The organism is Shimia sp., from assembly GCF_039969785.1.
GTDB lineage: Bacteria > Pseudomonadota > Alphaproteobacteria > Rhodobacterales > Rhodobacteraceae > Shimia.
In genome coordinates this window covers 55564-69303 of the sequence record NZ_JBDVNC010000051.1, presented here as the reverse complement: position 1 = coordinate 69303, position 13740 = coordinate 55564, and the positions used below count along the sequence as shown (strand labels likewise).

The following is a 13740-nucleotide window of genomic DNA, read 5'->3' as shown; positions in this document are numbered from 1 at the left end:
CCGACGTTCCTGTTTGACGAGACACCATGCCAGCGCTGTGCCGCGATTGCCTGACCCAATTGACCGATGAGCGCCGATGCGCGACATGCGGCAGCATGCGTATTGTGCGGCATGACGAATTGTTTGATCTGTCGATTGCGCACATGGATTGTGACGCATTTTATGCCAGTGTCGAGAAGCGCGACAACCCCGAGCTTGTTGACAAACCGGTGATCATCGGCGGCGGGCGTCGTGGCGTGGTGTCGACCGCGTGTTACGTTGCCCGCATTCGCGGTGTAAAATCCGCCATGCCGATGTTTCAGGCGCTCAAGCTGTGCCCTGAGGCCGTTGTGATCAAACCGCGAATGTCCGTTTACGGCGACGTCAGCCGGGCCATCCGTCAGTTGATGGATGAAATGACCCCGGATATTGAGCCCCTGTCGCTGGACGAGGCCTTTATGGACCTTGGCGGAACACAAAAACTGCACGGCGCGCCCCCAGCCGTCATGCTGGCCCGCCTGACAAAACGGATGAAGGATGAACTTGGCGTGACCGGGTCAATCGGTCTGTCGCACAATAAGTTTCTGGCCAAAGTGGCGTCTGATCTGGACAAACCACGCGGCTTTTCTGTGATTGGCAAAGCCGAAACCGACGCGTTCCTGCGCGAAAAGCCGGTTCGCCTGATCTGGGGGATTGGCCCCGCCGCACAGCAAAGCCTTGAACAGGCAGGCATTCGGACCTTCAACGACCTGCTGCGCTGGGACCAAGAAGATCTGAGCGCGCGGTTTGGGTCGATGGGTTACAGATTGTGGCATCTCGCCCGCGGACTGGACCGTCGCAAAGTGTCGGCGCACACGCCCATCAAAAGCATCAGCAATGAGACGACGTTTTTCGAAGACACTGGCAATCCGGACATTCTGGACGGGCATTTGTGGCGCATGTCGGAAAAAGTATCCGACCGGGCCAAGGCCAAAGACAAGGCCGGGCGCGTTGTGACCCTGAAACTGAAACGTGCCAATCACAGCCTGATCTCCCGACGGCTTAGCCTGCGCGATCCAACACAAATGGCCGATACAGTCTATCGCACGGCGCGCGGGTTGTTCGATCAGATTGGCGATCAGGGTCCATATCGCCTGATTGGCGTTGGTCTGGCCGATCTGGTTCCCGCAACGCAGGCTGACTTGTCAGGTGACTTGCTGGATCCGCAAGCCGTACAACGCGCCAAAGCTGAACGCGCGACAGACGCCATACGGAAAAGGTTTGGTTCCGGTGCCATCCTCAAAGGCCGGTCCATGCGCTAGGCCAAAAAACTCCGCTTTGGCGTAACAACTGACAGCTTTAATATCTATTCCGCAGCTAAAGGACGCTCTTCTTCGCGCCCAATATCTGTGATGCGTGCAATGACACGACGTAATCGCGCCCGCACGGCTTCAAAATCGGCGTTGGGCTGAATTTTCTTTTCATCCATATAAAGCGACCGGTCGATCTCAACTTGTATTGCATGTTGACGGCGCGACGGCCGCCCATAGTGCTGCGTGACATAGGCGCCAGCAAACGGCGTGTTCCGGGACACGGCAAAGCCAGCCTCTGCAAACGCGGCTGCGATCTGATCAACTACATCGCTATGCGCGGCTGCTCCGAAACGATCCCCCAGTACCACCTCGGGGCGGCGTCCGGCCTCGCGAGACACGTTTTGCACGGCTTCTCTGGGCATTGAATGGCAATCAATCAAAATCGCCTCGCCAAACATTTGATGGGACTCGTCCAGCAAGCCCTGCAATTTGGTGTGGTAGGGCCGCCAATAAGCGTCGATCCGGCGATTGGCCTCTTCCAGTGTCAACTTGCCACTGTAGATAGATCGACTGTTCGCCACGACGCGTGGAATCACACCCAGCCCTGACGCAATACGCGGGTTGTGACCTACTTTTCGCACACCATGTATCAGCGCCGGGTCAAGTTCGTCTGATGCCCTGTTCAGATCAAGAAACGCGCGCGGCGCCCCTGCAACAAGAAACGGCGCACCATTATCAACGGCCGAATCGAACAATTGATCGACAAACGCGTCCTCGGACGACCGGATTGAGTGCGCATTTAGCAAGGATCGCCGCACAAACCACTCGGGATAATCACAACCGCTATGAGGAGACGCGAAAACCACCGACGAACTGCGGTTCTCGGGCATTAGGATGCGATAGGATTCTGTGGGCATTGCGACTCCTTCTGGATGAAAATATAGCCATAAAAACTATTACATCAAAAGCCCTTGATCCCCCCGACGACTCCTTTTATAGAAACCGCCACCGGCGCGGTCTTCCGCGCCCCCTTTTGTTAGGGGGTTTGGCTTTCCAGCTGGGACATGGGTGATTAGCTCAGCGGTAGAGCACTTCGTTGACATCGAAGGGGTCACTGGTTCGATCCCAGTATCGCCCACCATGAATTCATTGCCCCGTCATGCGGGGTACCCGTAACCCCAGGCGCACGCCGCGCCGCGAAATGAGGAGAAGACCATGAAGGTCAAAAACTCGCTCCGCTCGCTCAAAAACCGGCATCGCGATTGCCGGGTTGTGCGCCGCAAGGGCCGCGTTTACGTGATTAACAAAACCCAGCGCCGCTTCAAAGCACGTCAGGGCTAAGTTTCCAGAAATGGAACTTTGACAGTTTCAAAAGCCGCCCAACCGGGCGGCTTTTGCTTTTCTAGCGTGTGGTCCCACCTAGGCACCCGTCAGCTGCTGCCCCGGTGTTGACTGCATGATCTCCACCTCTGCGTCGCTCATGCCCTCTGGCACCCCTTCAAACAGCGGTGTCGACAGATAGCGTTCCCCGGTATCGGGCAGCATCACCAGAATGTTGCTGCCATCGGGCGCCTGCTCGGCAACTTTCATTGCTGTCGCTAATGTAGCCCCGGCTGAGATACCGACAAATATACCCTCTTCGGCGGCCAACCGGCGCGACCATGCAATACCTTCAGGTCCCGGAATGGTGTGCAACTCGTCGTACAATTTGTCATCCATCGCCTCTTGCAAAACAAATGGGATAAAGTCCGGTGTCCAACCCTGGACCGGATGCGGCTGAAAATCGGGATGGCCCTCGGTTGGCTGATTGTCCGCGTTGCGCGTGTTTACATAACCTGATGAGACAATTGCCGCATTTGCCGGTTCCGTCAGGATGATACGCGTGTCAGGGCGATGTTCTCTGAGCACCCGCCCCACACCCGACACGGTGCCCCCCGTGCCATATCCGGTGACAAAATAGTCCAGTCGTTCGCCCTCGAAATCAGCCAAAATTTCGCGGCCCGTTGTTGCCTGATGAATATCCGCATTATCCGCGGTCTCAAACTGGCTGGCCAGAAACCAGCCGTTCTTTTCCGCCAGATCCTTTGCCTTGGTGTACATGCCAAACCCTTTAAGTTCTTTTGGGGTCAGCACAACTTTTGCGCCCAAAAACCGCATCAGGCGACGACGCTCGACGGAAAAACTCTCGGCCATTATCACCACCAGAGGATAGCCCTTGGCCGCGCACACCATGGCAAGCCCGATACCGGTGTTCCCGCTTGTGGCCTCAACAACGGTCTGTCCGGGTTTCAGGCGTCCATCCCGTTCAGCAGCCTCAATGATATTCAGCGCGAGCCGGTCTTTGACCGATCCACCGGGATTTGCGGCCTCCAGCTTGACGTACACATTTACATTTTTGGGGGCGATGCGATTGATACGAATGACAGGCGTGTTTCCAACAACGTCCAATACACTGTCATAGCGACGTCCATGTCCCGTAGTCGTTCTGATGCTCATAACAAATTCCTCTCAAGAATTAATCTGAAGAGCATAATGAAGCAGCTTTGCGCCCATAACGATAGGCTCGGGGAAAAAAGAAATCCCTTCCAATTTTGGAACGCGCCAGGAAAATCGTCGTTGATCAGAGCGTCGCAGCAGGTTTGATCAACGCTGTTTTCAAGGATATCAGTCGTATTTTCGCTGGTCTTCTATGACAATCCCGTCATTAGGCAGGCTGCCCGGCGCGACAATTTCCACCACGCCCTTGAGCTTCAAAGTTTCCGCAATCGACTTGCCATACTGATCAGAATTGCCATCCGCGCTTTCAATGCGAACGGTCATAACGTCCATTTCGCCGTTGCGCGTTGCAACGACCCGCGCTTTTCCAACCTCGTCATGTTTCGCCACCAACGCGGCGACCTGTTCGGGTCTGACAAACATGCCTTTGATCTTGGCGGTTTGGTCTGCGCGCCCCATCCAGCCTTTGATACGCATGTTTGTGCGCCCACATGGACTTTGCCCAGGCAGGATGGCCGAGAGATCGCCGGTGGCAAACCGGATCAACGGGTAATCAGCGTTTAGCGTGGTTACGACCACCTCACCCACGTCGCCGGGTGCAACGGGCGTGCCTGTTCCCGGCGTGACAATTTCCACAATGACACCTTCGTCGATGATCATGCCATCCATGGCGTCGGATTCATAAGCAATCGACCCCAGATCGGCGGTGCCGTATCCCTGCAGGCATGCAATACCCCGGTCTGCATATTCCTGTCGCAGGGACGGGAACAACGCGCCACCTCCGACCGTCGCCTTGGAGATGTTCAGCGACCTCCCCATCTCATCAGCCTTATCCAGTATGATCTTGAGATAGTCCGGCGTACCGGCATAGGCGGTTGTTCCGATGTCAAAGGCCGCCTGCACCTGCAATTCCGTCTGACCAATACCCGCTGGCAGCACTTTGGCACCCACGGCGTGTGCACCGCTTTCAAACATGATCCCGGCGGGTGTCAGATGATAAGAAAAACAGTTTTGCACAATATCTGCGGGGCCAATTCCAACCGCATGCAAGACACGCCCAAACCGAAACCAGTCATTGCCATTGCTGCCGGGCTCATAGATCGGGCCCGGGGACTGAAATACATGGGTGATGCCCGGACGTGTCATATCCGCGAAACCGCCCAGCGGCGCGCGACCGGCCTGCGCTTTGCTCAACTCGGATTTTCGCAACACAGGAAGCGCCGCCAGAGATGCCTGGTCACAAATCGAAGCCGGATCAACATTTTCAAAGGCTTTTTCATATCCCGGCAACGCCTTTGCACGCGATATTTGCGCTGGTAATGCAGCGGCAAGATCAGCCGCGCGTTGATCGTCGGAGCGGGTTTCAAGATCATCAAAATACCGGCTCATAGGCCCATCCTTTTCATATTCACGAACCGCGACGTATTGCGGAATTGATCGAAGGCGCGCGCAGCGCCATTGCTGCACTCAGGAATTACCGCGCGACGAATGGCTAATGGAGGAATGCCCGCATGACCGAAAGCCCCGGCCCCGTAGCCGATAACGCAGCAATTGATTTTTCTTCCCGCATCACATTTCACGACGCCGAACAGTGTATGGAAGTCGACTTTTCCGAGTTTCATCTGGACAACAGCGTAACGGTGAACCGGGTGTATGACCTGATCGAGGATCAAATCGCCAAGTCCGGTGAACCCAAGTGGTTCTTTCTTATCAATTATTCGCATTGCAAAATTGATCAGACCGCCTGGGTGGCGCATTCCCGTCGCGGACGCGCGCTGAACCTGGCGCACAGTCAAGGCACGGTTCGGTTTGAGGCCAGCGAAGCCACGAAACGACAGATCGAACGCAGCGCCAACACAGAGAGCTTTGACGCCAACCTGTTTTCTGACCGGGCCTCTGCCATGGCCCGCATCGCGGACTTGCCCAGCCAACGCAAGAAACGCATCCGCCATGACCCGAACTACACCGAACACGATTTTGCGCGGCGTCTCAGCTTTGACCACGACAAGGTCATTATGGATGTCAATTTTTCTCACTTCACTTTTCACCACGCCCGCGATGTGGACGATTTTTATGACTTCATTGAAGACCGGATTAAGGAAACCGATCGCAAATGGTTCTTCCTGATCGACTACAACGCATGCCAGATCATGCCGTTGGCCTGGGTGCGCTATGCGTATCGTGGCAAACGCCTGAACAAGGCGGCATCCCTTGGCTCGGTGCGCTATGCCGCAGGATCAGAGACCGAAGCAGACATTCGGCTGCGCGCAGAATCCCAGGGGTTTCGCCCGAATATCCGCAACACGCGCGACGAAGCGCTGACACGGATAGAAGAAATGCGTGTTGAAGTTCTCGCACAGCTCGGGTCGTCTTAGTTCAGCCAGCGTTTGCGTCGACGATAGGACCGCACATCACGGAACGACTTTCGCCCCTCTTCGGACATGCCAAGGTAGAATTCCTTTACATCAGGGTTCTCACGTAATTCCGCAGCGGGGCCATCCATCACAACGCGACCTGATTCCAGAATATACCCGTAATGGGCAAATCGCAGCGCCACGTTGGTATTCTGTTCCGCCAGCAAAAACGTAGCACCTTCCTTTTCGTTCAGATCTTTCACGATGGAAAAAATCTCTTCGACAAGCTGCGGTGCCAATCCCATGCTGGGTTCATCCAACAGGATCGTTTCAGGGCGGCTCATCAGGGCCCGCCCAATGGCAACCATCTGTTGTTCGCCACCCGAGGTATAACCCGCCTGCGATTTCCGACGCTCTTTCAAACGCGGGAAATAGGTGTAAACCATTTCCAGATCCTGCGCGATTTCACCCGCACCAGACCGCGTATACGCCCCGGTCAGCAGGTTTTCTTCGACCGTCAGATGTTCAAAACAATGGCGGCCTTCCATCACCTGGATCACGCCCGATTTGACCATCGACGCCGGATCCAGCCCTTTGGTGTTCTGGCCACGGTACAGAATGCTGCCTTTGGTGACTTCGCCACGTTCTGAGTGCAACAGGTTTGAAACGGCCTTGAGCGTGGTGGTCTTGCCAGCGCCATTGCCGCCGAGCAAGGCGGTGATGCCGCCCTTTGGCACGCTCAGGCTCACGCCTTTCAGCACGAGGATCACGTGGTTGTAGATCACCTCGATATTGTTGACCTCCAAAAGGGCCTCTTCGGTGCGACCGGCGTCAAGCATGTGCTTCGTCTTTCTTGTCGAGTTTGGCGTTGCCCCGGCCAAAGCATTCGGCCGGGACAAAGTTCAATGGATTACATGCAGCTTTCAGCGATGTTGTTTTCCGCAGCATATGCACTGGAATCTTCGGCAATCAGACCACCGATGACGTCCGTGTCGGTTGGTTTATAGTCCGAGATCATCGACCATGTCTGCGAGCTGGCATCCCACTGGGTCACACCCACAAGGCCAGGGCCACCGTGGTTTTCGCATGACACGTTGAACGCCGGACCAAAGTTGGGCATGCCCAAAGCGGTCATTTTGGCTTCGTCCATGGACAGGGCTTCCATGCCGTCACGCATCTGACCGGCGGTGATGTCCTTGGTGCCGTGCAGGTCCTGAGCTGTTTTCACAGCTTCGGCTGCAAGCATCGCCGCATACATACCACGGTTATACAGAACGTTGCCAACCTGATCGCCAGCACCGGCAGCTTTGCCAGCATCAACAACATGCTTTTGGATGTCGTCAAATACAGGGAAATCGCGGCCAACGTTGTGGAACGTCAAAGCTTTGTACCCATTGGCTTTTTCACCAGCGGGCAGCACATCATGCTCCGCGCCGGACCACCAGATACCGATGAAGTTTTCCATTGGGAAACGGATGTTCGCAGCTTCCTGAATGGCAACTTGGTTCATCACGCCCCAGCCCCACATCAGAACATTGTCAGGCTTTTCGCGACGAATTTGCAGCCACTGGGATTTCTGCTCCTGACCGGGATGGTCAACAGGCAAAAGGCTCAGCTCAAAACCGTGCTTCTTGGAAAGCTCTTCCAAGGTGCGGATGGGTTCCTTGCCATACGCCGAGTTGTGATACACCAGAGCGATCTTTTTGCCCTTGATGTCACCATCGTTGGTTTCCAGCAGATAGTTGATCGCGCCAGACGCACCATTCCAGTAGTTACCGGGATAGTTAAAGACGTGGCTGAACACCTTACCGTTGGCGGCCGATGTCCGGCCATACCCCATCGAGTGGATTGGAATGTCGTCTGCCGTGGCTTTCGGGATCAGCTGATAGGTGATGCCGGTCGACAGCGGTTGATAGACCAGCGCGCCTTCGCCTTTGGTGGCTTCGTAGCATTCAACACCTTTTTGAGTGTTGTATCCGGTTTCGCATTCGATCATCCGGATTGGCACACCGTTGATCCCGCCGTCACGCTCGTTCAGCAGCGTGAAGTAATCCGCATATCCATCCGCAAATGGGATGCCGCCAGCAGCATAAGGTCCGGTGCGATAGCTCAGCGACGGGAACACGAGGTCCGCCATCGCTGGTGCGGCGGCCATAATGGCGCCCAGGACCAGTGTTGTCAGTTTCGTTTTCATCGGGTTTATCCTCCCTTGGTTTTTTGTCCGATGGTACTTGCCAGGGCCACCCCGCCCCGAACTTTTGGCGATGGCCCCGCCTAATGCGGGAAGGGCCACAACCTGAGTTTCTCCTTGGCCACGCGCCAAAGCTGCGCGAGGCCATGTGGTTCCAATATCAAAAAGGTCACGATCAGCGCGCCGACAATCAGGAATTCCAGATGCGCGGCAAGATCGGTTGGCCAGCCAAGCATGCCGACCAGAACGTTTTTCAGAAACACCGGCATCAGAACCAAAAAGGCTGCACCGGCAAAGCTGCCGAAAATCGATCCCAGACCACCGATAATGATCATAAACAGCACCTGGAATGACAGGTTGATACTAAACACTTCGCCCACCTCAACAGCCCCAAGATAGACTGAAAAGAACAGCGCGCCAGCAATGCCCACAAAGAACGAGCTGACCGCAAAGGCCGAAAGCTTTGCAGAAAGCGGGTTCACGCCAATGATCTCGGCTGCGATGTCCATGTCACGAATGGCCATCCACTTGCGACCTTGAGTGCCGCGCGTCAGGTTGCGCGCAATCATTGCGCACAGCGTGAGGATCACCAGACAGAACAGATATGGTGCCCATGCGGTGGTATTTGGGCCGGTGACTTCAATGCCAAACAGAGTGCGTTCCGGGGCCGAAATCTGACCAGATGCCGAATAGTTGTAGAACCACGGCACCCGGTTAAAGAGCCACACCAGAAAGAACTGCGCTGCCAGCGTTGCCACCGCCAGATAGAACCCTTTGATCCGAAGCGATGGCAGCCCGAACAACACCCCAACCCCCGCGGTGATACCACCGGCAAGGATCACATGTATGAATATGTTGATCTCGGGGAATGCGGTCATCAGTTTATAGCAGGCATAGGCACCCACAGCCATAAACCCGCCTGTACCCAGCGAAACCTGACCACAATATCCGACCAGAATATTCAGCCCGATGGCTGCAATCGAATAAATCAGAAACGGCAGAAAGATCGCATTGACCCAATAGTCGTTGATCATAAACGGAACGATGCCAAAGGCGATCAACAGAACGAAATAGTAACGATACCGGTCGAACTTGATCGGGAAGGTCTGGTTATCTGCGGCGTAGGTGGTCTTGAAATCGCCGGCCTCACGATAAAACATCAGGCGCTCTCCCCGTTATAGTCTTGTTCAAGATGCGTCCGGTCAGCCCTGTTTGGCTTTCTCGCATAGCCCGTGCGTTCAGAATGCCGCACAAGCTGAAAATACGCCCAGATTCCGATGGCGGCGCCCAAGGCTGCCAAAATGGCTGCCGTGGTCATCTGGCCGGAACTGGCCTCGGCGCTCAGCGCCAGATAACCGAAAGCCCAGAAACCAGACCACGCAACAACATTTAGAAGGGCAATAAACTTGGTCATGTGTCACACCCTTTCGATGATCTTTTCGCCAAACAAGCCCTGCGGCCGGAAGACGAGGAAGATCAGCGCCAGCACATAGGCAAACCAGTTTTCGGTCGCCCCACCCACCAGCGGACCAATCGAAAATTCAAACAACTTTTCGCCGACACCAATGATCAGCCCGCCGACAATGGCACCGGGGATCGATGTGAACCCACCCAGCATCAGCACCGGCAATGCCTTGAGCGCAATCAGCGACAGCGAGAATTGAACACCAGATTTGGCGCCCCACATGATTCCCGCAACCAGCGCCACAAACCCGGCCACAGACCAGACCATGACCCAGATAAAGTTCAGCGAGATGCCAACCGACAACGCTGCCTGATGATCGTCAGCCACGGCACGCATGGCGCGGCCCTGTTTCGTGTATTGAGCAAACACAACCAGCGCACCAACCAGAATGGCAGCGATGACCGTGGCCACCAGATCAAGCTTATCCAGGAAGAAACCATAGAAGTTTTCATTGCCCATACCCATCCACTGGGTGTTTTCTTCAATCCAGAAACTACCGCCCTGAGGCAGGCCAACATCCAGCTTTTTGATGTCACTGCCCCACATCAGATCGCCAAACCCTTCCAGGAAATAGGCCAGTCCGATGGTCGCCATGAACAGAATGATCGGTTCCTGATTAACCAGATGACGCATCACAAAATGGTTCACGGCCCAAGCGAGAAAAACCATGACAACCATGGTCAGCACAATCGCCAGAAAACCCGGAACATGCCATCCAAAGTGATGAAGATCAGTGCCAAAAGTGGCATTGATCAGATGCGCAAACGGGACCTGCCCGTTCATAATACCCACAAGCGTGAGCGCCGCGAACAAGGCCATCACGCCCTGTGCATAGTTAAAAATGCCCGAAGCTTTGTAGATCAAAACAAACCCCAATGCGACAAGCGCATAAAGCACACCCGCCATCAGGCCGTTCAGGACCACTTCGGTACCAAAGAGAAGACTGTCAGGCATCGATTGCGCCTCCGGTTTTCATATTAAGAACAAGAGAAAGATCAATCATGTGACACCCCCAGATAGGCGTCGATGACGTCCTGATTGCTGCGCACCTCGTCTGGTGTGCCGTCGCCAATTTTCTTTCCGTAATCCATCACAACAACACGATCAGACAGGTCCATGACCACGCCCATATCGTGTTCGATCAGCGCAATTGTCGTGCCAAATTCGTCATTCACGTCCAGAATAAAGCGGCTCATGTCCTCTTTTTCTTCAACGTTCATGCCTGCCATTGGCTCGTCCAGCAACAGAATGGAAGGCTCTGCCGCCAGGGCCCGCGCCAGCTCGACCCGCTTTTTCAGACCATAAGGCAGCCGCGCAACCGGGGTCTTGCGAATGTGCTGAATCTCCAGAAAGTCGATGACTTTTTCCACCGCCTCGCGGTTTTCCGTCTCTTCTTTCTCAGCCTTGCCGCGCCACAAAGCCTGCGCCAACAGTCCCGACTTCATTTTACGCAACCGTCCGGTCATCACATTGTCCAGAACCGACATGCCTTCAAAAAGCGCGATGTTCTGGAATGTGCGGGCAATGCCTTGCTGGGCCACCTGATAGGGGCGCATGGGGGGCCGTTTTTTGCCTTTGTACCAAACCTCGCCATCCTGTGGGACGTAAAAGCCGGAAATGACGTTCAGCATTGATGATTTCCCGGCGCCGTTCGGACCAATAATGGCCCGGATTTCACCTTCGCGAATGTCAAAACTGATGTCCGTGATCGCTTTCACACCGCCAAATCGCAGCGTGATATTTTTCATTTCCATCACGGTCGGGCCAATCGTGCGGCCGTCATCGGTGATGTAGCTTTCCTGGGTGCTCATTCTGCGGCGACCTTATTGGCAGTTGAAACGATAGCGGCATCACGCAGATCAAGCGTTGCACTGATGCTGCCTTTACGACCGTCTTCATATGTCACTTCGGTGGTGGTCGAAATTTTGTCTGACCCGTCATAAAGCGCGTCGACCAGATCGCTGAATTTGTCCGCGACAATCACCCGGCGCACTTTGCGCGTGCGGGTCATTTCGCCGTCATCCGCATCCAGTTCTTTGTGCAAAATCAAAAACCGGTGAATCTGGCACCCGGCCAACATGGGGTCAGCAGCCACAGATTTATTGACCTCTTCCACGTGGCCCTGAATGGAATCCAGCACCTTGGGATGGCCCGCAAGCTCTTGATAAGAGGCATAGGCGATATTGTTACGCTCGGCCCAGTTGCCCACAGCCGAAAGATCAATGTTGATGAACGCCACACACCGATCCCGACCGTTGCCAAACAAAACCGCTTCCAGAATGTCGGGATAGAATTTCAGTTTGTTCTCGACATATTTCGGCGCAAACATCGACCCATCAGCCATTTTGCCAACGTCCTTGGCGCGGTCAATAATGCGCAGATGCCCGGTTTGATCCTCAAAGAACCCGGCATCACCCGTCGCGACCCACCCTTCGGCATCTTTGGTCGAGGCCGTGGATTCCGGGTTGTTGTAATACTCGACAAATGTGCCCGGCGACCGATAGAAAATCTCGCCATTGTCGGCAATCCTGATTTCCACATCCGGGCTGGGCACGCCCACCGTATCCGCCCGCACTTCGCCGTCAGGCTGCGCGGTGATGAACACGGTCGCTTCGGTCTGACCGTAAAGCTGTTTCAGGTTGATCCCAAGCGAGCGGTAAAACTCAAAAATCTCCGGGCCAATCGCCTCGCCAGCCGTGTATCCGACCCGAACACGGCCAAATCCCAGCGTGTCTTTCAGCGGGCCAAAAACCAATGCGTTGCCCAGCGCGTATTTCATGCGATCCATGAAACCCACCGGCTTGCCATCCAGAATGTCGCCACCTACCTTTTTGGCGTGCCCCATAAAGTGATGGAACATGCGGCGTTTAAAGTTTCCGGCGTCTTCCATGCGGATCATCACATTGGTCAACTGGGTTTCGAACACGCGCGGCGGCGCAAAGTAATAGGTTGGACCAATTTCGCGCAAATCCGTCATCATCGTGTCGGCAGATTCCGGGCAGTTCACACAAAACCCGGTCCAATACGCCTGACCAATCGAAAAGATGAAATCCCCGACCCAAGCCATCGGCAGATAGGCAAGAATTTCCTCACCGGCGCTCAGATTATCAAACTCAGAGCTGTTCTTGGCGCTCTCGATCACATTGCGGTTGGACAACACCACGCCCTTGGGCTTGCCGGTCGTGCCGCTGGTATAAAGCATCACACAAGTGCTGTCGTAGTTCAGCTTGTCGCGGCGCGCGTTCAGATCATCGATCCATTCGTAGTACGACGCCCGCCCCTGTTCCTGAATGTCGGAATAGCGGTGCAGCTGATGGTGATCATATTTGCGCATCCCACGGGGATCGACATAGATCATGTGTTCGAACTGATGCAGGTGCTCCTGAATGTCGATGATCTTGTCGACCTGCTCCTGATCCTCGACCACAGCATATTTCGCGCCACAATGGCTCAGAATATACTCCATCTCATCCGATGCGCTGTCGTGGTAAACCGGAACCGGAATTGCGCCCGCAGACTGAGCGGCAACCATAGCCCAATAAAAATACGGACGGTTGCGTCCGATAACGGCTACAAAATCACCCTCCTGGACGCCAAGGTTGATAAACCCCAAAGCCAGAGCTTCGATTTCCTTCGCGGTCTCAGCCCAGGTCCAGCGTTGCCAGATTCCAAATTCTTTTTCCCGGTATGCGTCCTTGTCTGCAAACAAGGTGGCGTTCCGCTGTAACAGCGCCGGAACGGACCCAAGTCCTCCGGTCGCCTGTGACGACTTTGCCAAAATTCTTCCCTCCCGTTTGATCCGCATTTACGGATCAGGACCGCCGAAGCGATTCTCCACCTTCCAAGGTGCGTGTTTAAAACTGTGGGTCAACTTTTTCCTGAACATTTCCCAAACCTTACGAATTGTAACAAGACGCATTTCGGGCTTTGCCTGCCCGGATCACGGTGCTAGCGATAGGAGGA

At 55.0% G+C, this 13740-nt stretch carries 13 protein-coding genes and 1 tRNA gene; 4 read left to right on the top strand and 10 right to left on the bottom strand.

What is annotated here, in order from left to right:
- The first annotated feature begins 26 nt into the window (after nucleotides 1–26).
- A complete protein-coding gene (locus ABJI08_RS22690; RefSeq protein WP_348404124.1) occupies nucleotides 27–1280 on the top strand; it encodes a DNA polymerase IV in 1254 nt (417 codons plus the stop codon).
- A 44-nt stretch (nucleotides 1281–1324) separates the two neighbouring features.
- On the opposite strand, the gene ABJI08_RS22685 is transcribed toward ABJI08_RS22690, so the two are convergent.
- On the bottom strand, nucleotides 1325–2188 hold the full coding sequence (locus ABJI08_RS22685) for an N-formylglutamate amidohydrolase (RefSeq protein ID WP_348404123.1): 864 nt from the start codon (nucleotides 2186–2188) through the stop codon (nucleotides 1325–1327).
- A 149-nt stretch (nucleotides 2189–2337) separates the two neighbouring features.
- On the opposite strand from ABJI08_RS22685, the gene ABJI08_RS22680 reads away from it, so the two are divergent.
- Both ABJI08_RS22680 and ykgO read left to right on the top strand, forming a co-directional pair.
- Nucleotides 2338–2412, top strand: a tRNA-Val gene (locus ABJI08_RS22680).
- A 74-nt stretch (nucleotides 2413–2486) separates the two neighbouring features.
- Nucleotides 2487–2612, top strand: coding sequence for a type B 50S ribosomal protein L36 (gene ykgO, locus ABJI08_RS22675; RefSeq protein WP_008562923.1), 126 nt, complete (start codon nucleotides 2487–2489; stop codon nucleotides 2610–2612).
- A gap of 78 nt (nucleotides 2613–2690) precedes the next feature.
- Here ykgO and cysK read toward each other — a convergent pair whose 3' ends face one another.
- Both cysK and ABJI08_RS22665 read right to left on the bottom strand, forming a co-directional pair.
- Complete coding sequence (gene cysK, locus ABJI08_RS22670) at nucleotides 2691–3767, bottom strand: cysteine synthase A (protein WP_348404122.1); 1077 nt, start codon at nucleotides 3765–3767, stop codon at nucleotides 2691–2693.
- A gap of 168 nt (nucleotides 3768–3935) precedes the next feature.
- Nucleotides 3936–5156: a phenylacetate--CoA ligase family protein gene (locus ABJI08_RS22665; protein WP_348404121.1), complete on the bottom strand. Its 1221-nt coding sequence runs from the start codon at nucleotides 5154–5156 to the stop codon at nucleotides 3936–3938.
- A 122-nt stretch (nucleotides 5157–5278) separates the two neighbouring features.
- On the opposite strand from ABJI08_RS22665, the gene ABJI08_RS22660 reads away from it, so the two are divergent.
- Nucleotides 5279–6142 (top strand): hypothetical protein, encoded by an 864-nt coding sequence (locus ABJI08_RS22660; RefSeq protein ID WP_348404120.1) that lies wholly within the window; start codon nucleotides 5279–5281, stop codon nucleotides 6140–6142.
- Here the strand turns inward: ABJI08_RS22660 and ABJI08_RS22655 are convergent.
- The 7 genes from ABJI08_RS22655 to ABJI08_RS22625 form a co-directional block, all read right to left on the bottom strand.
- Nucleotides 6139–6960 (bottom strand): ABC transporter ATP-binding protein, encoded by an 822-nt coding sequence (locus ABJI08_RS22655; protein ID WP_348404119.1) that lies wholly within the window; start codon nucleotides 6958–6960, stop codon nucleotides 6139–6141. The genes ABJI08_RS22660 and ABJI08_RS22655 overlap by 4 nt on opposite strands.
- Before the next feature lie 71 nt (nucleotides 6961–7031).
- Entirely contained in the window at nucleotides 7032–8315 is a 1284-nt protein-coding gene (locus ABJI08_RS22650) for an ABC transporter substrate-binding protein (RefSeq protein ID WP_348404118.1), read from the bottom strand.
- Between the two features lie 80 nt (nucleotides 8316–8395).
- Nucleotides 8396–9472 (bottom strand): branched-chain amino acid ABC transporter permease, encoded by a 1077-nt coding sequence (locus ABJI08_RS22645; RefSeq protein WP_348404117.1) that lies wholly within the window; start codon nucleotides 9470–9472, stop codon nucleotides 8396–8398.
- A complete protein-coding gene (locus ABJI08_RS22640) occupies nucleotides 9472–9726 on the bottom strand; it encodes a hypothetical protein (protein WP_348404116.1) in 255 nt (84 codons plus the stop codon). The genes ABJI08_RS22645 and ABJI08_RS22640 overlap by 1 nt, the downstream gene beginning before the upstream one ends.
- A 3-nt stretch (nucleotides 9727–9729) precedes the next feature.
- Complete coding sequence (locus ABJI08_RS22635) at nucleotides 9730–10731, bottom strand: branched-chain amino acid ABC transporter permease (protein WP_348404115.1); 1002 nt, start codon at nucleotides 10729–10731, stop codon at nucleotides 9730–9732.
- A 41-nt stretch (nucleotides 10732–10772) separates the two neighbouring features.
- The gene (locus ABJI08_RS22630; protein ID WP_348404114.1) at nucleotides 10773–11588 is read right to left on the bottom strand and encodes an ABC transporter ATP-binding protein; all 816 of its coding nucleotides are present in this window, start codon (nucleotides 11586–11588) and stop codon (nucleotides 10773–10775) included.
- Nucleotides 11585–13582, bottom strand: coding sequence for an AMP-binding protein (locus ABJI08_RS22625; protein ID WP_348404113.1), 1998 nt, complete (start codon nucleotides 13580–13582; stop codon nucleotides 11585–11587). The genes ABJI08_RS22630 and ABJI08_RS22625 overlap by 4 nt, the downstream gene beginning before the upstream one ends.
- Between the last annotated feature and the right edge of the window lie 158 nt (nucleotides 13583–13740).